This is a genomic window from Stenotrophomonas sp. LST15-1-1.1, from assembly GCF_040815575.1.
GTDB classification, from domain to species: domain Bacteria; phylum Pseudomonadota; class Gammaproteobacteria; order Xanthomonadales; family Xanthomonadaceae; genus Stenotrophomonas; species Stenotrophomonas lactitubi_B.
The window spans coordinates 77,123-96,425 of the sequence record NZ_JBFPNJ010000023.1 but is presented as its reverse complement, the minus strand read 5'-3'; the positions used below and the strand labels follow the sequence as shown (position 1 = coordinate 96,425).

General features: G+C 66.8%; 17 protein-coding genes. 6 read left to right on the top strand and 11 right to left on the bottom strand.

Annotation, left to right across the window (positions count from 1 at the left end; translation table 11 throughout):
• Positions 1 to 46: 46 nt before the first annotated feature.
• Entirely contained in the window at positions 47 to 469 is a 423-nt protein-coding gene (locus MRBLST15_RS10775; RefSeq protein ID WP_312704718.1) for a YbaN family protein, read from the bottom strand.
• 56 nt (positions 470 to 525) lie between these two features.
• Positions 526 to 2,658: a S9 family peptidase gene (locus MRBLST15_RS10770; RefSeq protein ID WP_367785894.1), complete on the bottom strand. Its 2,133-nt coding sequence runs from the start codon at positions 2,656 to 2,658 to the stop codon at positions 526 to 528.
• A gap of 192 nt (positions 2,659 to 2,850) precedes the next feature.
• Between MRBLST15_RS10770 and MRBLST15_RS10765 the strand changes: the two genes are divergently transcribed.
• Positions 2,851 to 4,035, top strand: coding sequence for a pyridoxal phosphate-dependent aminotransferase (locus MRBLST15_RS10765; RefSeq protein WP_207761043.1), 1,185 nt, complete (start codon positions 2,851 to 2,853; stop codon positions 4,033 to 4,035).
• 78 nt (positions 4,036 to 4,113) lie between these two features.
• Here MRBLST15_RS10765 and MRBLST15_RS10760 read toward each other — a convergent pair whose 3' ends face one another.
• Positions 4,114 to 6,210: a prolyl oligopeptidase family serine peptidase gene (locus MRBLST15_RS10760; RefSeq protein ID WP_265951999.1), complete on the bottom strand. Its 2,097-nt coding sequence runs from the start codon at positions 6,208 to 6,210 to the stop codon at positions 4,114 to 4,116.
• A 69-nt stretch (positions 6,211 to 6,279) separates the two neighbouring features.
• Positions 6,280 to 6,597, bottom strand: a complete 318-nt coding sequence (locus MRBLST15_RS10755; protein WP_265951998.1) for a hypothetical protein — start codon at positions 6,595 to 6,597, stop codon at positions 6,280 to 6,282.
• A gap of 126 nt (positions 6,598 to 6,723) precedes the next feature.
• Between MRBLST15_RS10755 and MRBLST15_RS10750 the strand changes: the two genes are divergently transcribed.
• Complete coding sequence (locus MRBLST15_RS10750; RefSeq protein WP_265951997.1) at positions 6,724 to 7,323, top strand: lipocalin family protein; 600 nt, start codon at positions 6,724 to 6,726, stop codon at positions 7,321 to 7,323.
• Between the two features lie 79 nt (positions 7,324 to 7,402).
• Here MRBLST15_RS10750 and MRBLST15_RS10745 read toward each other — a convergent pair whose 3' ends face one another.
• The 3 genes from MRBLST15_RS10745 to MRBLST15_RS10735 all read right to left on the bottom strand — a co-directional run bounded on the left by MRBLST15_RS10745 (position 7,403) and on the right by MRBLST15_RS10735 (position 10,171).
• Positions 7,403 to 8,092, bottom strand: coding sequence for a methionine ABC transporter permease (locus tag MRBLST15_RS10745; RefSeq protein ID WP_265951996.1), 690 nt, complete (start codon positions 8,090 to 8,092; stop codon positions 7,403 to 7,405).
• Positions 8,089 to 9,096 carry a methionine ABC transporter ATP-binding protein gene (locus MRBLST15_RS10740; protein WP_205405507.1) on the bottom strand — a complete coding sequence of 336 codons (1,008 nt, stop codon included), beginning with the start codon at positions 9,094 to 9,096 and terminating at the stop codon, positions 8,089 to 8,091. Before MRBLST15_RS10740 ends, MRBLST15_RS10745 begins: the two co-directional genes overlap by 4 nt.
• Before the next feature lie 178 nt (positions 9,097 to 9,274).
• Positions 9,275 to 10,171, bottom strand: a complete 897-nt coding sequence (locus MRBLST15_RS10735; protein ID WP_265951995.1) for a DMT family transporter — start codon at positions 10,169 to 10,171, stop codon at positions 9,275 to 9,277.
• 254 nt (positions 10,172 to 10,425) lie between these two features.
• Between MRBLST15_RS10735 and MRBLST15_RS10730 the strand changes: the two genes are divergently transcribed.
• On the top strand, positions 10,426 to 10,908 hold the full coding sequence (locus MRBLST15_RS10730; protein ID WP_089236993.1) for a YajQ family cyclic di-GMP-binding protein: 483 nt from the start codon (positions 10,426 to 10,428) through the stop codon (positions 10,906 to 10,908).
• Between the two features lie 38 nt (positions 10,909 to 10,946).
• On the opposite strand, the gene MRBLST15_RS10725 is transcribed toward MRBLST15_RS10730, so the two are convergent.
• From MRBLST15_RS10725 to MRBLST15_RS10715, 3 genes are all read right to left on the bottom strand, one after another.
• The gene (locus tag MRBLST15_RS10725) at positions 10,947 to 12,038 is read right to left on the bottom strand and encodes a helix-turn-helix domain-containing protein (protein ID WP_367785893.1); all 1,092 of its coding nucleotides are present in this window, start codon (positions 12,036 to 12,038) and stop codon (positions 10,947 to 10,949) included.
• A gap of 340 nt (positions 12,039 to 12,378) precedes the next feature.
• On the bottom strand, positions 12,379 to 13,506 hold the full coding sequence (locus MRBLST15_RS10720) for an NAD(P)-dependent alcohol dehydrogenase (protein ID WP_367785892.1): 1,128 nt from the start codon (positions 13,504 to 13,506) through the stop codon (positions 12,379 to 12,381).
• Between the two features lie 17 nt (positions 13,507 to 13,523).
• Positions 13,524 to 14,990: a benzaldehyde dehydrogenase gene (locus MRBLST15_RS10715; protein WP_367785891.1), complete on the bottom strand. Its 1,467-nt coding sequence runs from the start codon at positions 14,988 to 14,990 to the stop codon at positions 13,524 to 13,526.
• A 194-nt stretch (positions 14,991 to 15,184) separates the two neighbouring features.
• Between MRBLST15_RS10715 and MRBLST15_RS10710 the strand changes: the two genes are divergently transcribed.
• Positions 15,185 to 15,751 carry a DUF1415 domain-containing protein gene (locus tag MRBLST15_RS10710; RefSeq protein ID WP_099820594.1) on the top strand — a complete coding sequence of 189 codons (567 nt, stop codon included), beginning with the start codon at positions 15,185 to 15,187 and terminating at the stop codon, positions 15,749 to 15,751.
• Complete coding sequence (locus MRBLST15_RS10705; RefSeq protein WP_367785890.1) at positions 15,748 to 16,548, top strand: SDR family oxidoreductase; 801 nt, start codon at positions 15,748 to 15,750, stop codon at positions 16,546 to 16,548. Before MRBLST15_RS10710 ends, MRBLST15_RS10705 begins: the two co-directional genes overlap by 4 nt.
• Before the next feature lie 134 nt (positions 16,549 to 16,682).
• On the opposite strand, the gene MRBLST15_RS10700 is transcribed toward MRBLST15_RS10705, so the two are convergent.
• A complete protein-coding gene (locus MRBLST15_RS10700; protein WP_367785889.1) occupies positions 16,683 to 18,713 on the bottom strand; it encodes a M3 family metallopeptidase in 2,031 nt (676 codons plus the stop codon).
• 170 nt (positions 18,714 to 18,883) lie between these two features.
• Between MRBLST15_RS10700 and MRBLST15_RS10695 the strand changes: the two genes are divergently transcribed.
• Complete coding sequence (locus MRBLST15_RS10695; RefSeq protein ID WP_180165554.1) at positions 18,884 to 19,288, top strand: hypothetical protein; 405 nt, start codon at positions 18,884 to 18,886, stop codon at positions 19,286 to 19,288.
• Positions 19,289 to 19,303: the final 15 nt, after the last annotated feature.

Sequence of the window (19,303 nt, the reverse complement as noted above, 5' to 3'; positions counted from 1 at the left end):
GCATCCCGGCACCGTGGTAGCGCCGGGCCATGCCCGGCGGGAGAGATCACTCGGCCGGTGGCAGCGGCCGGGTCCACAGCCAGATCGCCACCACGGTCATGCTGCCGATGGAGAACCACTTCACCCAGGCCACCGGCACGCACCACAGCATGATGCCGGCGCACACCGCCATGGTGATCGTGGCCATCCACTTGCCATAGCGGCTGACCGCACCATGTGCCTGCCAGTTGGTGATGGCCGGGCCGAACCGCGGGTGCTGCAGCAGCCAGCCGTGCAGGCGCTCGGAGCCGCGCGAGGCGGCCCAGGCCGAGATCAGGATGAATACGGTAGTGGGCAGCCCCGGCACGAAGATGCCGACGATGCCGGTGCCCAGGCTGGCATAGGCCAGCAGCCACCACGCCCAGCGGAACCGCACCGGCCGGGTGGGCGCAGGCAGATCCTGGGTGGCGGGCGGTTCGGGCAGATTCATCGCGCAAGGATACCCAGCGCAGGTGGCGGCGGCGATATCACCGCCGCCACGATGCGTCATTCCGTCGCAGCGCCGGCGGCCGGCATTTCGATGCCCAGCTGCTGCAGCACGAACGCATACGACTCGGACAGTTCGCGGTAACGCTGGAAGCGCCCGGACTTGCCGCCGTGGCCGGCTTCCATGTTGGTGCGGAACAGGATCGGGAAGTGACCGGTGTTGTCATCACGCAGCTTGGCCACCCACTTGGCCGGCTCCCAGTACTGCACCTGCGAATCCCACAGGCCGGTACCCACGAACAGCGACGGATAGGCCTGTTTTTTCACGTTGTCGTAGGGCGAGTAGGACAGCATGTACTCGTAGTACGGCTTCTGCTCGGGGTTGCCCCACTCGTCGTACTCGTTGGTGGTCAGCGGGATGGTCGGGTCGAGCATGGTGGTGACCACGTCCACGAACGGCACCTGCGCCACCAGTACGCGGTAGTCCTGTGGCGCCTGGTTGGCGATGGCGCCCATCAGCAGGCCACCGGCGCTGCCACCGGAGGCGGCGACACGATCCTTCGCCGCCCAGCCCTGTGCCACCAGGCCACGGGTGACGTCGATGAAGTCGTTGAAGGTGTTCTGCTTGTGCAGCAGCTTGCCGTTCTCGTACCAGTCGCGGCCCATTTCCTGGCCACCGCGGATGTGGGCGATGGCATACACCACGCCACGATCGAGCAGGCTCACCGCGGTCTGGTTGAAGTACGGGTCCATCGACATGCCGTAGCTGCCGTAGGCGTACTGGAACAGCGCGCCGGTGCCATCCTTCTTGTAGCCCTTGCGATAGACCAGCGACACCGGCACCTTCACCCCGTCGCGCGCGGTGATCCACACCCGGTCGGTTTCGTACTTCGATGCGTCATAGCCGATCACCGGCTGCTGTTTCAGCTGGCGACGCTCGCCGTTGGTGGTGTTCAGTTCGTACACCGTGGTCGGCGTGGTCATCGAGGTGTAGACGTAGCGCAGCCAAGTGGTGTCAGCCTCGGTGTTGTCGCCCAGGCCCATCGAATAGGCCGGTTCGTCAGCCTTTACGTAGTCGTTGCGACCGTCCTTGAACAGCAGCCGGATGCGCTCCAGGCCTTCGGAACGTTCGGCGATGGCGGTGTAGGTATCGAACAGTTCGAAGCCTTCGATGAAGACCGCATCGTCATGGGCAATCCAGTCCTTCCACTGCGCGCGCGAGGTGGCGTCGGTCGGTGCGGTCACCAGTTTGAAGTTCTTCGCACCATCGTTGGTGCGGATCACCCAGCGGCCGTCGTAGTGGTCGGCGTCGTACTCCACGTCGCGCTGGCGCGGGGCCAACACGGTGAACGTGGTGGGGTCGCTGGCCGGGGCGTAGCGCTCTTCGGAGGACACGGTGCTGTGCACGCCGATGGTGATGAAGCGATCGTCGCGGGTGCGGCCGATGCCCATGTAGAAGCTGTCGTCCTTTTCTTCGTAGACGACGGTGTCGGCGCTGGCCGGGGTGCCCAGCACGTGCTTCTTCACCCGTACGGTCAGCAGGGTTTCCGGATCATTCTCGACGTACAGCACGGTGCGGTTGTCGTCGGCCCAGACCAGGTCGCCGGAGGTGCCGGTGATCGTGTCCGGCAGCACCGTGCCGGTGCGCAGGTCCTTGAAGCGGATGACGTACTGGCGGCGGCCCACGTCATCGTCGGCCCAGGCCAGCAACTGGTTGTCCTGGCTGACCTCCATCGAGCCGACGCTGAAATAGCCCTTGCCGGCAGCCATCGTGTTGACGTTGAGCAGGACTTCCTCTGGCGCGTCCATGCTGGCCTTGCGGCGCGCATGGATGGGATAGTCCTGGCCGGTTTCGTAGCGGCTGTAGTACCAGTAGCCGCGCTCGCGCGCCGGCACACTGGCATCGTCCTGCTTGATGCGGCCGACGATCTCGCCGTACAGCGCATCCTCCAGCGGCTTCAGTGGTGCCAGCAGCTGGTCGGCGTAGGCGTTCTCGGCCTGCAGGTAGGCCAGCATGGCCTTGTCCTCGCGCTTGTCGTCGCGCAGCCAGTAATAGTCATCGTTGCGGGTCGCGCCGAACGGCGCCTTGACCACGTGCGGACGCTTCTCAACATCCGGCGGAACGGGCGGGGTGGCGGCGGTAGCGGTGCTGGTCATCAGGCTCGCAAGCAACAGGCAGAGAGTGGATTTCATGAAATAAGGCTCCAGGCGCTTCAATGCAATGGTCTCGACGGGGTCAGATCCCTTTTCCCGAAAAGGGATCTGACCCCAATCGCGGCGAAGCGGCAACCCTGCGGATCGTCATGGGCGCGGTTCCTGTTGGGGTCAGAGCCCTTTTCCATGCAAAAGGGATCCGACCCCGGCACCCGGCGTACCATGTGTGGCATGAGTACCCTGCCCCACACGCCGGGCTACAGCCGGCGCAGCCACGAAATCGCTCCCTTCCATGTGATGTCCCTGCTGGCCCGCGCGCAGGCGCTGGAACAGGCCGGTCACGATGTGATCCATCTGGAGATCGGCGAACCGGACTTCACCACCGCCGAGCCGGTCGTGCGGGCCGGCCAGGCGGCGCTGGCCGCCGGCCACACCCGCTACACCGCCGCACGCGGCCTGCCGGCCCTGCGCCAGGCGATCAGCGGCTTCTATCGCAGCCACTACGGCCTGGATATCGACCCCGAACGCATCCTGGTCACGCCGGGCGGCTCCGGCGCGCTGCTGCTGGCCAGCAGCCTGCTGGTCGATCCGGGCCGCCACTGGCTGCTGGCCGATCCCGGCTATCCGTGCAACCGCCACTTCCTGCGACTGGTGGAAGGCGGCGCGCAGCTGGTGCCGGTGGGCCCTGAAACGGCCTACCAGCTGACCCCTTCGCTGGTGCAGCAGCACTGGAACGGCGACAGCGTCGGCGCGCTGGTGGCATCACCGGCCAATCCCACCGGCACCGTGCTGTCCGCCGATGAACTGGCGGCACTGTCGGCGTCGCTGCATGCGCGCGGCGGCCACCTGGTGGTCGACGAGATCTATCACGGCCTGACCTACGGCCTGGATGCGGCGAGCGTGCTGCAGGTGGATGACAGCGCGTTCGTGCTGAACAGCTTCTCCAAGTACTTCGGCATGACCGGCTGGCGACTGGGTTGGCTGGTGGCGCCGCCGGCGGCGGTACCCGACCTGGAGAAGCTGGCGCAGAACCTGTACATCAGCGCCTCGAGCATCGCCCAGCATGCGGCCCTTGCCTGTTTCAGCGAAGAGGCGATGGCGATCTTCGAACAGCGCCGCCAGGCCTTCCAGCAGCGCCGCGACTTCCTGCTGCCTGCCCTGCGCGAACTGGGCTTCCGCATCGAAGTGGAACCGCAGGGGGCGTTCTACCTGTACGCCGACGTCAGCGCCTTCACCGATGACGCGCAGGCGTTCTGTGCGCACTTCCTGGAGACCGAGCACGTAGCGTTCACCCCGGGCCTGGATTTCGGCTTCCATCGATCGAACCAGCACGTACGCCTGGCCTATACGCAGGAAGTGCCGCGGTTGCAGGAAGCGGTGGAGCGGATCGCGCGCGGGTTGAAACATTTCCGGTAGCGCTGGCCCATGCCCGGCGCTACCGTTCAACGAATGCGCAACGAAAAACGCCGCCCGAGGGCGGCGTTTTTCATTCCATCATTTACCGCCCAACCGCTCCCACAGGAAGCTGTAGGCCAGTGCGGACATGTGCGCGGCCTGCGCGTTGTTGGCCGCACCGCCATGACCGCCTTCGATGTTCTCGTAGTAGGTCACGTCCTTGCCGGCATCGATCATCTTCGCGGCCATCTTGCGGGCGTGGCCCGGATGCACGCGGTCATCGCGGGTGGAGGTGGTGAACAGCACCGGCGGGTAGCTCTTCTTCGCGTCGAACAGGTGGTACGGCGAGAAGGTCTTGATGAACTCCCAGTCGCTGGTGTCCGGGTTGCCGTACTCGGCCATCCACGACGCGCCGGCCAGAAGGTGGCTGTAGCGCTTCATGTCCAGCAGCGGAACCTGCACCACCACCGCACCGAACAGCTCGGGGTACTGGGTCAGCATGTTGCCGGTGAGCAGGCCACCGTTGCTGCCGCCCTGCACGCCCAGGTGCTTGGCCGAAGTGATCTTGCGGGTGACCAGGTCCTGGGCAACGGCGGCCATGTCTTCATAGGCCTTGTGACGGTTCTGCTTCAGCGCCGCCTGGTGCCAGCGCGGGCCGTATTCGCCACCACCGCGGATGTTGGCGACCACGTACACGCCGCCCTTCTCCAGCCAAGCGCGGCCCATGCCACCGGAATACGACGGGGTCAGCGAGATCTCGAAGCCACCGTAACCGTACAGCAGGGTCGGGTTGGAGCCATCGAGCTTCATCGCCTTGTCGTGCACCACGAAGTACGGCACGCGGGTGCCGTCCTTGCTGGTGGCGAAGTGCTGTTCGATGACCTTGCCGTTGGCATCGAAGAACGCCGGCATGGTCTTGAGCACTTCTGGCGCCTTGCCGATGTCGGCGATGGCCAGGGTGGTCGGGGTCAGGTAGTCGGTGGCGGTCAGCCACACTGCATCGCTGTCATTGCTGTCGACCGCACTGACGCCCAGGGTGCCGAAGGCCGGCGCGCCGACGAAGTCGCTCTTCTGCCAGCCCTTGGCGGTCGGGGTCAGCACCGACAGGCGGTTCTTGACGTCGTCCAGCACGTTCAGCACCAGGTGGTTCTTGGTCCACGAGGCACTGGCCAGCGAGGTGGTCGCGGTCGGGGTGAACAGCACCTCGAAGTCGCGCTTGCCGGCCAGGAAATCATCCAGCCTGGTCACCAGCAGCGCGCCGGAGGCGTAGGTCTTGCCACCCACGGTCCACGGATCGCGCAGTTCCAGGGTCAGCCACTGTTTGTGCAGGCCCTTCTCGGCCGAGTTCGGCGCATCGATCCTGGTCAGCTTGCCATCGTCGCCGCGCAGGTAGATCTCGTTGTTGTAGAAGGCCAGCGTGCGGCTGACCAGGTTGCGCTCGAAGCCCGGGGTGTCATCGTGCATCGCCGCGATGTACATGTCTTCCGGCTTGCCTTCATAGACCAGGCTGGCCGCGGACATCGGCGTGCCACGCTTCCACAGCTTGGCCACGCGCGGGTAACCGGAGGTGGTCATCGAACCGGTACCGAAATCGGTGTAGACGAACACGGTGTCCTGGTCGATCCAGCTCAGGCCGCCTTTCGATTCGGGACGGAAGAAGCCGTCCTTGATCCAGCTCTTGCTGGCCAGGTCGAACTCGCGGGTGACATCGGCGTCGGCGCCGCCGCGCGACAGCGCGATCAGGCAACGGCTGTAGTCCGGACGCAGGCAGTCGGCGCCGTGCCAGACCCAGTTTTCGTTCTCGGCCTTGTTCAGCGCATCCAGGTCGAGCACGGTCTCCCAGGTCGGCGAGGCCTTGCGGTACTCGGCCAGGGTGGTGCGGCGCCACAGGCCGCGCTCGTGCTGCTTGTCCTTCCAGAAGTTGTAGTAGTAGTCTCCGATCTTCTGCACGCCGGGAATCTTGGCGTCCGAGTCGAGCACCTCGCGGATGCTGGTTTCCATCTGCTTGAAGGCCGGGGTCTGCGCCAGGCGCGCCTCGGACTTGGCGTTCTGTTCCTTGACCCAGGACAACGGCTTGTCGCCGGTGACGTCCTCCAGCCAGGCGTAACGGTCGGTGTCTTCAGCGGCCACGGCGGTACCCACCGAGGCAGCGGTCATCATGCCGGCCAGCAGGCAGGCGGAAGCGAATCGTGACATTGCAGCTCCAGGCAGTCATTAGCCTTGGGACGCTAGCATGGATCGCCCGGGCCGCCCCCGTGTCGAAGGTCAGGCCGTGGCGGTGTGCGCCTTGCGCGTACGTGGCTGTGAGCGGCGCCGGGCCTGCCCGGTGTCGCGTCGCAACCAGCGCCGCACGGCCCGCGTTGGCAACGGGCAGCGCAGCAGGGCCCACCAGGCCGCCAGCGGCATGCCGACCAGCCACAGCGGCAACCAGCCCAGCCAGGCACTGCTGCCGCGCGCAGCCGGCCACACCAGCACCACGGCCAGCCCGGCCAAGGCGAGCTGCGGCACCACCCGCAGCAGGCGGGGATCGGCACGTTCGCTGACGCGTTCAGTTGGCGGGCGGTGGCGGGGACGTGTGCGCATGCGGATTTTCCGGTGGTCGATGCACGCCAGCTTGGCTGCGGGGCTTCTCACCGGCTGCGACACCATTGACGGATTGCGTGCACACAGTGACCATGCGCGGGCAAGCCCACTGGAGCCCGCTCCCGCATGACCTCGATCCGCCCGCTCTGCGCTGTGTTGCTGGCCCTGTCCCTGGGCGGTCCGGCAGTGGCTGCCGATTCCCCACCGTCGTCCCGCAACAGCGCCGCGGAAGCCTCTGCAGACGGGGCGATCGACCTGCAGCGCTTCATGGGGACCTGGTACGTGATCGGCCGCGTGCCGAACTTCATCGAACGCGGCCACGTCACCAGCGTCAACCAGTACGAGCTGCGCGAGGACCACAAGGTCGCCATCACCTATCGCTACCGCGATGGGTTCGGCGAGCCTCTGCAAGAAATCCGCGCGCGTGCCAGTGTCGATCCGGACAGTGGCAACCACGGCTGGCGCACCTGGTTCTACCGGGTCGTGCCGACTCATTCGCGTGTGCTGGAAGTGGCGCCGGACTATTCCTGGGCGCTGATCGGCTACCCGGGGCGCGAGATGGCCTGGATCTTCTCGCGTACGCCGGACATGGACAAAGGCCTCTACAAGGAGCTGGCCGAGCGCTTGCGTGACGAGTACGGCGTAAACACCGACAAGCTCAAGCGCGTGCCGCAGCACGCCGATCAGGTGGGCAAGCTGGGCTACGAAGTGCCGAACGTGCGTTGAGACGCCGCCGCCGGGCATGGCCCGGCGCTGCCGCGCGAACGTTCCGGTAGCGCCGGGCCATGCCCGGCGGAAGCCCCAGTTACTTGCGGCTGTAATGCGCGACCAGGCGGTCGCCCAGCATCTGCAGCAGCTGCACCAGCACCAGCAGCAGGACCACGGTGACCAGTGCCACGTCGGTGTGCGAGCGCTGGTAGCCGTCGCGGAACGCCAGGTCACCCAGACCACCGGAACCGATCGCACCGCCCATCGCCGTGAAACCGATCAGGGCCACGGTGGTCACCGTCGCACCGGCAATCAGGCCCGGCCGTGCTTCGGGCAGCAGCACGCGGGTGACCAGCTGCCAGGTGGTGGCACCCATGGCCTGGGTCGCCTCGATCACGCCACGATCCACTTCACGCAACGCGGTTTCCACCAGGCGCGCATAGAACGGCGCAGCGCCGATGACCAGCGGCACGATCGCGCCACGCACACCCAGCGAGGTACCCATCATGAACAGGGTCACCGGGATCAATACGATCATCAGGATGATGAAGGGCACCGAGCGCAGCAGGTTCACCACCAGCGCGAGCACGCCGTAGGCGAACGGCCGGCGCTTCAGCTGTGGCGCACCGAACAGGTACAGCAGCACGCCCAGCGGCAGGCCGATGGCCAGGGTCAGTGGCAGCGAACCGGCCAGCATCAGCAGGGTGTCGATGGTGGCCTGGCCGATGTCGGCCCACTTGCCTGCATCCAGGTGGCGGAAGAAGCCGCCGGCGGTGGCGATGATCATCGACGCAGTTCCTCAACGTGCACGCCGGCAGCCACGAACGCGGCCTGCGCGGCGGACTGGTCGCCGCCCACCAGGGCGACGATCAGCTGGCCATACGGGGTGTCCTTGATCCGGTCGATACGGCCGGACAGGATGTTGTAGTCGACCCCGGTCTGCCGCGCGACGCTGCCGAGCAGGGGTTCGTAGGTGTCGGCGCCGAGGAAGGTCAGGCGCACGACACGGCCGCCGACCGCGTCGAAATCGCGGTGCAGCGTGCCCTCGTCCACCTGCTCCGATTCGCTCACGAAACGGCGGGTGGTCGGGTGCTGCGGGTGCAGGAACACCTTCGTCACCGGTCCGGTCTCGACCAGCTGGCCGGCATCGAGCACGGCCACGCGGTCGCAGACGCGACGGATCACGTCCATCTCGTGGGTGATCAGCACGATGGTCAGGCCCAGTTCGCGGTTGATCTTCGACAGCAGCGCCAGCACCGAGGCGGTCGTCTGCGGATCGAGCGCGCTGGTGGCCTCGTCGCACAGCAGGATCTGCGGGCGGGTGGCCAGTGCCCGGGCGATGCCCACACGCTGCTTCTGCCCGCCCGACAGCTGCGCCGGGTACTTGTCCGCATGCGCCTGCAGGCCGACGGTCTGCAGCAGTTCGGCCACGCGCGCGTCGATCTCGGCCTTCGGCGTACCGGCCAGTTCCAGCGGGAAAGCGACGTTGCCGGCCACCGTGCGCGAGGACAGCAGGTTGAAGTGCTGGAAGATCATGCCGATCCGGCGGCGCAGCGCGCGCAGGCCCTCCGGCTCCAGTGCGGTGACATCTTCACCGGCGATCAGCAGACGGCCGCCGCTGGGCTCTTCCAGGCGGTTGATCATGCGGATCAGCGTCGATTTGCCCGCACCGGAATGGCCGATGATGCCGAACACCTCACCGGCCTCGATGGTCAGGTCCAGCGGCTGCAGCGCGCTGACCGCGCGGCCGGCAACGGCATAGGATTTGTGCAGGCGCTGGAACTCGATCACGGGATCAGCTCACCGGGAGGTCGATGGAAGGGGGCGTGCAGCCTACCAGCGCCGGCGCTCGCGCGCCCGCGCCATGGGCCAGAATGTTATTCCTTTTGGTTCTAAGGCGCTCGCAACGGCGCATTGGCCGGGGCCAGAGCCCCTGCGGGGATCTGTCCCATTCCCCAGCCACACCGGTTCAGGGATGGTCCAACGGTTTCGGCGGTTCCTGCCGGTTCACCCGCTCGCGGTGCAGCAGATAGAGGCCCGAGGCGACGATGATCGCCGCGCCCGCCCAGGTGTAGGCGTCCGGCAGCTGCCCCCAGAAGGCCAGATCCCAGCCGATCACCCAGACCAGGCCGCTGTACTCCAGCGGCGCGATCATCGAGGCCTCACCCAGCTGGAAGGCCTTGGTCAGCGCGATCTGGCCCAGCGCACCGGCCAGGCCCATGCCGGCGATCAATGGCGCATGCGCCATCTGCAGCGGCACCCACCCGGGGATCGCCAGCAGCCCGGCGCCGATGGCCATGATGACCAGGAACCAGACCACCATCGACTGCGAGGTATCGGTGCGGGTCAGCAGGCTGACGGTGATCGCGGCGATGGCATAGGCGGTGGCAGCGGCCAGCACCATCAGCCCCGGCACCGAGATGAAACCGCCCACGCCCGGCCGCAGCACCACCAGCACGCCGACCAGGCCGATGCCGATGGCGACCCAGCGCCGCGGCCCCACCCGCTCGCCCAGCAGCGGCACCGACAAGGCAGCAATCAGCAGCGGCGCGACGAAATAAATGGTGTACGCGGTGGACAGCGGCAGGTCGCGCAGGGCGAACACGAAGCAGCCGATCATCGCCATGCCCAGCCCGCCGCGCAGCAGGTGCAGGCCCCAGCGGCGCGGGATCAGCGAACGTGGCCCGGCACTGGCCAGCACCCAGACCAGCACGAAGGGCAGCGACGCCACGCCCCGCAGGAAGGTCACCTCCAGCGAGGGATAGCTGGCCGAGAGCTGCTTCATGCCGGCGTCCATCAGCGAGAAACAGGCGACAGCCGCGACCATCCAGGCCACGGCGCGCGAAGGGGAGCGTTGCAGGTTCATGGCCCATTATCGCCGAGCGCGCCGGATTGTAGAGCCGAGCCCATGCTCGGCTGGCGGTCTTGTAGAGCCGAGCCCTTGCTCGGCTGGCGGTCTTGTAGAGCCGAGCCCATGCTCGGCTGCTCTTCACAACGCAGCCGAGCATGGGCTCGGCTCTACAGAAAAGCGACAGCCACGGCATGGGCCCGGCTACAGAAAGCGGGCACCCAGGCCCACGCGATAGAATGACCGCCACTGATTTCTGCGGAGTAACGCCCATGCCTTCCTTCGACGTTGTGTCCGAAGTCGACACCCACGAACTGACCAATGCGCTCGACCAGGCCAACCGCGAGCTTGCCACCCGCTTCGACTTCAAGGGCGTGGACGCCAGGTTCGAGCGCGAGGGTGAAGTGATCACCCAGTCCGCACCGAGCGAGTTCCAGCTCAAGCAGATGAACGACATCCTGCGCGCACGCCTGGCCGCCCGCAGCATCGACGTGCTCAGCCTGGAATATGGCGACGTGGAAACCAACCTGGCCCAGGCCCGGCAGAAGATCACCGTCAAGCAGGGCATCGAGCAGAAGATCGCCAAGAAGATCGCCGCGGCGCTGAAGGAAGCCAAGCTGAAGGTGGAAACCCAGATCAACGGCGACAAGCTGCGGGTGATGGGCAAGAAGCGCGACGACCTGCAGGACGCCATCGCCGTGCTGAAGGCCGGCAAGTTTGAACTGCCGCTGCAGTTCAACAATTTCCGCGATTGATCGACGCCGGGGTGTAGCGCCGGCTCCGACCGCCGGCCTCACTCGCGCAGCAGTCTGTACAGCGTTGTCCGCGAGATTCCGAGTTGGCGTGCAGCGAGGCTGAGGTTGCCGTCGGCGGCACGTGCGGCGCGGCGCGCTGCATCGCGCTGCTGGTCACGCAGTGGCGCCGCCTGCACGGGCGCCGCGGGCGCTGCAGTTGCACGCGTCCGTGCAACGCGCGGTGCCTGCAGATACTGCAGATGGACCGCACTGCCCTCGCCCAGCCGCACCCGATACGCAGGACCGGACTCCAGCAGTCGGCGTCGCTGTGCGGCGCTGGCGCCGGCAAACAGCGTGTCCAGCGAAAGCAGCGGCAGCGGCCCACGCCGTGGCAGTCCGAGCAGACGCCGGGCGACGCGGTTGGCGGCAAGCAACTGGCCGTCTTCCTGCACCGCCAACAGGCCCTGCAGCGGTGATGCCAGCCAGCGCGGATCATGCTGCACCGCCAGCAGGTGCACATCGCTGAGCGTGTGCATCAAGCGGTTCTCGATGGCCAGCGCTGCCTGCCGAAAATAGCCCTGCAGCAATGCCGGGTCGCGTTCCCCCAAGCCGGTGATGTCGATCGCACCGCAGACCTGCCCCTGCAGGTCATGCAGCGGCTCACTCAGGCAGAACACGGGGGCAAACCGCTGCAGATAGTGTTCGTTGCCGCGCACCAAGGCGGGCAGGTCGTCGGCCAGGCTGACCGCAGGCGCGGTGGTGCCGATCTCGGCCTCGCCCAGCCGCCGGCCCACCTGGATCGGCCGCAGCAGCGGCGCATCCTCCAGGCCATGGGCGCGATGCACGATCACCATGCCCTCGCGGTTGGCGCAGAACATCGTCCATCCCCGCGCACCGAACGCGGACCACAACTGCTCCAGCTCAGGCTGCACGCAACGCGCCAAGCGACGGTCGTCGCGGGACTCCAAGCGAAGGCCGTTGCTCTGCAGTGGCGGGTAGTACGGCTCCTGGCCGGGACGCACACCAGCCGCATGCGAACGCTGCCAGGACTGCTGCAACGGCAAGGGCAGCATCGCCAGCGACTGCACATCGCCCTCGGCGAACGCGGCACGCGCCGCCACCAACTGCTGTTGCCCGACTGTCGTGGCCATCATGGACGCAGAGTACACCCGCGCACGCAATGCCCGCGTTACGTCCCGGCAACGGAGCGTTTCCGTTTTCGTCAGGCATTCATCCACGCATGGCGTGGATCTATGTGTCGACCAAGGTCGACACCTACCAACAGCAACGGAGATCTGTCGAAGGCGGGGTGGGTCCGGTTGCGGGGGTGTCCGCGGCATGGATGCCGCGGCCAAGCCCCCAGGGATGGGTTCACGGCGTCCCCCGCAACCGGACCCACCCCGCCATCCCACGGAATGCCCGCTTTTGACGTTGCCGTTGACGTTGACGTTGATTCGGCGGGTGCAGGGCGCAGCCCTGCAAACCCTCACCTCACGCCGCGATCCGCAGAATCGGCTTCAGGGTAATGCCCCGCGTACTGTCCTCGGCCGCCTGGTTGATCTGCTCCAGCGGATAGAACTTCACCAGCCTGTCGAACGGGAAGCGCCCCTGCTGATACAGCGTCACCAGCTGCGGAATGAACACCTGCGGCACGCTGTCACCCTCGACGATGCCACGGATGCTACGGCCACCCAGCAGCAGGTTGTTCACATCGAAGCTGGCGGTCGTGCCCAATTTCGGCGCGCCAACCACGCCCATCATGCCCAGCCCGCCCAGCGCCTCGATACCTGCGGAGAGAACCTCCGGACGACCAGTGGATTCCAGCGCGAAATCGGCACCGCCACCGGTGATCGCACGCACGGCCTCGATCACGTCGGTCTCGCGGCTGTTGACCACGTGGGTGGCGCCCAGCTCCTTGGCCAGTTCCAACCGCGAAGGCACCACGTCGATGGCGATGATGGTGGTGGCACCGGCAACCTTGGCCGCCATCACCGCACTCAGGCCGACCGCACCGGCGCCATAGCTGGCGAAGCTGCTGCCCGATCGCACCTGCAGCGAGTTGAGCACCGCACCGGCACCGGTCTGGATGCCGCAGCCCAGCGGGCCGAGCAGCTCCAGCGGCGCATCGTCAGGCACCTTGATCGCGTTGATCTCGCGCGCCAACGCAAACGTGGCAAACGACGACTGTGCGAAGAAGTGATCGTGCAGCGGTTGGCCCTGCGCATCGGTGATGGCGGTATGGCCGTGGCCATCAACGCCACCGAAGTTCAGCGCGAAGAAATCGCGGCAATACGCACCATGTCCACCACGACAGGGATTGCAGTGGCCGCACTGGCCGTAGGTCAGCACGACGTGGTCGCCGGCCTTCAGCTCACGCACGTTAGGGCCGACCGCCTCGACGATACCCGCGCCCTCATGGCCCAGCACCGCCGGCAGCGGCACCGGGTAGTACTGGTCACGCACGATCAGGTCGGTATGGCACAGGCCGGTCGCTACGATCTTCACCAGTACCTCGTCGTCCTGCGGGCCGCGCAGGCGCGCCTGCTCGATGACGAACGGCTGTTCCTTGCCGCGCACCACGGCGGCGGTGATGTCACGCGATCCACTGTTACTGCTCATCGTTGCGTTCTCCTCGATCAGATGGGATAGGCCGGGGCTTCGCCCTTGACCGTCATCCATTGCCACTGGGTGAATTCCTCCACGTTGGCCGGGCCGCCGATGCTGGTGCCGTTGCCGGACGCCCCGACCCCACCGAAAGGATTGATGACCTCATCGTTCACGGTCTGGTCGTTGATGTGCAGCAGGCCGGTACGCAGGCGCTCGCCCAGCGTCAGCGCGCGGCCGACATTGCGGGAGACGATCGCCATCGACAGGCCGTACTCACTGTCATTGGCCAGCCGCACGGCCTCGTCGTCGTCATCGAACGGCACCACCACCGCTACCGGCGCGAAGATCTCTTCGTTGAACGCCGGATTGTCGGCGCTGACGTTGCCGAGCACGGTCGGTGCGAAGAACAGATCCTGATGCGTGCCGCCGGTTTCGAGGGACGCACCGGCCTTCACTGCGTCGTCGACCACGCGCGCCGCATGGTCGCGTTGCGCGGCATTGATCAATGGCCCAAGCGCCACGTCCTCGCGTGCCGGGTCGCCCACCTTCAGCGACTTCGCCTTGGCCACCAGCTTCTGCAGGAACGCCTGATGGATGCTTCGCTGTACCAGCACACGGCCGGTGGCCATGCAGATCTGGCCCTGGTGCAGGTACACGCCCCAGGCGGTGTTGGCCACGGCCAGATCGAGATCGGCATCGTCGAGGATGATCAGCGCGTTCTTGCCGCCCAGCTCCAGCGACACCTTTTTCAGGTGCTTGCCAGCGGCTTCGCCAACCTTGCGTCCCGCCGCCGTCGAGCCGGTGAACTGGATCATCGCCACATGCGGGTCACTGGTCAGCGCGGCACCGGCGGCGCCGTCGCCGGGCAACATGTGCAGCACACCCTGCGGAAGACCGGCCTGCTCGAACAGGCGTGCGATCACCGCACCACCGCACACCGCCGTGCGCGGATCGGGCTTGAGCACCACGGCATTACCGAGAGCGATGGCCGGGGCCACCGCGCGCATCGCCAGGTACAGCGGGAAATTGAACGGTGAGATCACCCCCACCACACCCAGCGGACGGCGCCGCGCCAGATTCAGTCGCCCGGGCTCGGACGGCAGGATCTCGCCCACGCTGCGCGAGGGCAGTGCGGCGGCCTCATGCAGCGCCTTGATGGTCACCTTGGCCTCGAAACCGGCCTTCAGCCGGGTGGAGCCGCTTTCGCGGACCAGCCAGTCGACCAGCGTGTCAACGTTTTCCTCGGCCAGTCGTGCAGCCTTGCGCAGCACCTCGGCGCGCTGTTCGTAAGGCGCCGCCGCCCAGGCCTGTTGTGCCTGCGCCGCAGAGGCTGCAGAACGCGCGACCTGTGCGGCGTCGGCCAGACCGATCTCGCCAAGCGACTGCCCGGTGGCGGGCTCGATCACCGGCTGGCGCTGCTCAGCGGCGCTCCATTGGCCATCGAAGAAGGCGCCTGACCAGAGTGCGTCCGGCAGCCATGGGGAAGATGCAGTCATGTGAAGTCCTCCTGTGTCGTGCCGCCATTGCACGCCTGGCCCGCAGCGCCGGCAATCGGCCATTGGCGTGATATCGGCAAGGGATTGAATCAAAGGGAATTTCCAGCATCGCCGTTGTCCAGTTCCTGCACAGTGAACGGCGCCCCGCACCGTCACGCCTACAATGACCACCCCCGCCAGCCGATGCGCCCGCCATGACCGACACCCCCCTGCCCACCGATGACCCGATCGCCGCCACCCGCCTGTGGCTGGAGCGCATCGTCATCGGCCTGAACCTGTGCCCGTTCGCCAAGGCGGTGTACGTGAAGGACCAGGTCCGCATCGTGCTGAGCGACGCGACCACACCGGAAGCCCTGGTGGAAGAACTGGCCGAAGAACTGGTGCTGCTGCGCGACACGCCGGCCGAGCAGATCGATACCACCCTGATCGTGCACCCGCAGGTGCTGACCGACTTCCTCGACTACAACGACTTCCTCGACAACGCCGATGCGGCGATCGAGGCGCTGGACCTGCAGGGCATCCTGCAGGTGGCCAGCTTCCATCCGGACTACCAGTTCGATGGCGTCGCCGCCGATGACGCCAGCAACTACACCAACCGTGCGCCCTTCCCCACCCTGCACCTGCTGCGCGAAGACAGCGTGGCACGCGCGGTGGATGTCTACCCGGACCCGGACGTGATCGTCGAACGCAACATCCAGACCCTGGACCGGATCGGTGTTGAGGGCTGGCACCGTCGCCTGCGCGGTGAAGACCTGTCATGAGCACGGTACCGCCGATTGCCACCTGGCCGGTTGCGCCGCTGCACGGCAGGGTCGTGCTGGTCACCGGCGGTGCCAATGGCATCGGCCGCGGCATCGCCCAGGCGGTGCTCGGGGCCGGCGGCCGGGTGCTGATCGGCGATCTGGATGTGGAAGCGGGCCAGGCCTGCCTCGCCGAATGGCAACGCGGTGAGGATGCCGCATTCCAGCGGCTGGACATCACCGACGAATCCAGCGTGCGCGACTTCATCGCGGTGGCCCTGCAACGCTTCGGCCGCATTGACGGCCTGGTCAACAATGCCGGCATCGCCGGGCCGCACGGCACCCTGCTGCAGGACATGGAGTGGGAAGAATGGCAGCGCCGGCTTTCGTCGCTGCATGGTGCGTTCCTGTGCAGCAAGCATGCGTTGCCGGCGCTGTCGGCCGATGCAGGCGCAATCATCAACATCGCGTCGACGCGCGCCTGGCAGTCCGAACCGCACAGCGAAGCCTACGCAGCGGCCAAAGGCGGGCTGGTGGCCTTCACCCATGCGCTGGCGATCAGCGCCGGACCGGCGGTGCGGGTGAACAGCATCAGCCCCGGCTGGATCAGCACCGATGCCTGGCAGGCACCGTCGCGCCGGCACGACCCGCAGTATTCGGCCAGCGACCATGCCCAGCACCCGGTGGGTCGGGTCGGGCAACCGGAGGACATCGGCGCGCTGGCGGTATACCTGCTTTCATCGTTGTCCGGATTCAGCACCGGCCAGGATTTCGTCGTCGACGGCGGCATGACCCGGAAGATGATCTACGCCGAGTGATCCCGGGCCACGACACCCGGTAGATGCCAACCTTGGTTGGCATGGTTCCCGTGCCAACCAAGGTTGGCACCTACCAGGGCATCAGGCATCGATTTCCAGTAGATCCACGCCATGCGTGGATGACGGTAGCGTACTTACGCCATGCCGGAATGCCGCAGCAGCGCATCGATCTGCGGCGCACGGCCGCGGAACGCCTTGAAGTTCTCGGCGGCCGGACGACTGCCGCCACGCGACAGCACCTCGTCGCGGAAACGCGCGCCGGTTGCAGCCAGCGCCTGCGGCGCTTCCTCGAACGCGGCGTAGGCATCGGCGCTCAGCACTTCGGCCCACTTGTAGCTGTAGTAACCGGCAGCATAACCACCGGCGAAGATGTGGCTGAACTGATGCGGGAAGCGATTCCAGCTCGGCGGATGGTTCACCGCCACTTCCGCACGCACGCGCTCAAGCAGTGCCAGCACGCTGTCCTGCGCTGCTTCGAACTGGCTGTGCAGCAGCATGTCGAACAGGCCGAATTCGAGCTGGCGCACGGTCGCCATGCCGCTGTGGAAATTGCGTGCGGCCAGCATGCGCTCGTACAGCGCGCGTGGCAGCGGCTCACCGCTGTCCACATGCGCGGTCATGCCCTGCAGGTGGTCCCATTCCCAGCAGAAGTTCTCCATGAACTGGCTCGGCAGCTCGACCGCATCCCACTCCACGCCGTTGATGCCGGCCACGCCCAGCTCGCCGATACGGGTCAGCAACTGATGCAGGCCGTGGCCCATTTCATGGAACAGTGTGGTCACTTCATTGTGGCTGAAGGTTGCCGGCTTGCCGTCGGCACCACGGCCGAAGTTGCACACCAGGTACACCAATGGCGTCTGCACGCTGCCATCGGCGCGCTCGCGGCGGTTGCGGCAGTCATCCATCCACGCGCCGCCACGCTTGCCCTCACGGGCGTACAGGTCCAGGTAGAACTGGCCCACCAGCTTGCCCTGCGCATCCACCAGGCGGAAGAAGCGCACGTCCTCATGCCAGACCGGCGCGCTGTCTTCCTGCACGCGCAGGCCATACAGCTGCTCGATCACCGAGAACAGGCCGCCGAGCACTTTCGGCTCGGTGAAGTACTGTTTCACCTCCTGCTCGGAGTAGCTGTAACGCGCCTGCTTCAGGCGGTCGGCGGCGAACGCCAGATCCCAGGCCTGCAGGCTGTCGATACCGAGATGCTCGCGGGCGAACTGCTCCAGCTCGGCACGATCCTTGGCCGCGAACGGCTTGGCGCGCGCGGCAAGGTCGCGCAGGAAACCCAGCACTTCGGCGGGGTCCTTGGCCATCTTGGTGGCTACCGAATAGTCGGCGTAGGAATCAAAGCCCAGCAACGCGGCCAACTCGGCACGCAGTGCAAGGATGCGATCGATGTTGCCGCCGTTGTCCAGCGCATCATCGCCGAACTCGGAGGCGCGCTGCGCGCTGGCGCGGTAGAGGATCTCGCGCAGGTCGCGGTCCTCGCCCCAGGTCTGCACCGGCAGGTAGCACGGCATCTGCAGGGTCAGCTTCCAGCCCGTCTTGCCGTCCTTCTCCGCAGCAGTGCGTGCCGCAGCCTTCACGTCGTCCGGCACGCCAGCCAGGCGCGCCGGGTCTTCGACGATCAGCGACCACGCATCGGTGGCGTCGAGCACGTTCTGCGAGAACTTCGCCGACAGCGCCGACAGTTCTTCCTTGATGGCGGCGAAACGCTGCTGCGCGTCCGCATCCAGTTCGGCACCGCCGAGGCGGAAATCACGCAGGGTGTTGTCCAGCACCTTGCGGCGCGCCTCATCGAATCCGGCCGCTTCGGTGCTGGCCGCCAGGGCCTGGTACTGGCGGTACAGCGCAAGGTTCTGGCCCAGCGCACTGGCAAAACGGGTCACCCGCGGCAGGTTGCTGTTGTACGCCTCACGCAGCTCGGGCGTGTTGACCACGCCCTGCAGATGGCCGACCAGGCCCCAGGCACGCCACAGGCGTTCGGTGGCATCGTCCAGCGGGGTAACGAAGGTCTGCCAGCTGACCGGCTGCACCTGCTCGGCAGCGCTGACCGCCGCCTCCGCCTGCGCCAGCAGCACGTCCAGCGCCGGCGCCACATGCTCGGGGCGGATCGCCTCGAAGCGCGGCAGGCCGGAAAAATCGAGCAGGGGGTTGGCAACGGTCACGGCAGATCTCCAGAGTACGGGCCCGGCAGCGCGGGCAGCCAAGTCGATATGGCGCTTGCCTGGCTGGCAGACAAGGGGCGGCGGGCCACTGTTCACGTCGGCCTTACGGCCGTCGGCTGAAGCTTGCAGCGCGGGGGAGACCGCAGCGGAACGTGTCGAGGAGGCCCCACATGGAAGGTCTGGCTCCAGCTCCATCCGCAGTACGTTCACCATCGCTGGCGCTGTCGGCCAGCCCGACCGAACTGGCCTGGATCGCCGCGCTGTGCGATGCGGGCGACGATGCGCCGCGCCACCTGCAGCAGCTGCAGGCACTGCAACACCAGGGCGGCAGGTTCAGCGACGAGCAGGAATGGTATCCGTTCGAGGTTATCGAGCGCGGTGCCAGCCAGGTACGGCTGGGCCACGAGCGCGAGTTCGTCATCTGCGTGCTGCTGTGGCTGCAGGCCCTGGCCCAGGGCCGGGCCAGCAGCCTGGACCCGCGCCTGCACCTTGACGACCGCGCCGTGGAGATCGAGGCCCTGCCCGATGCCCTGCGCGATGCGGTACTGGATGCCTTCATGGCCGCGGGGTACTGAGCGCGATCCAATGCG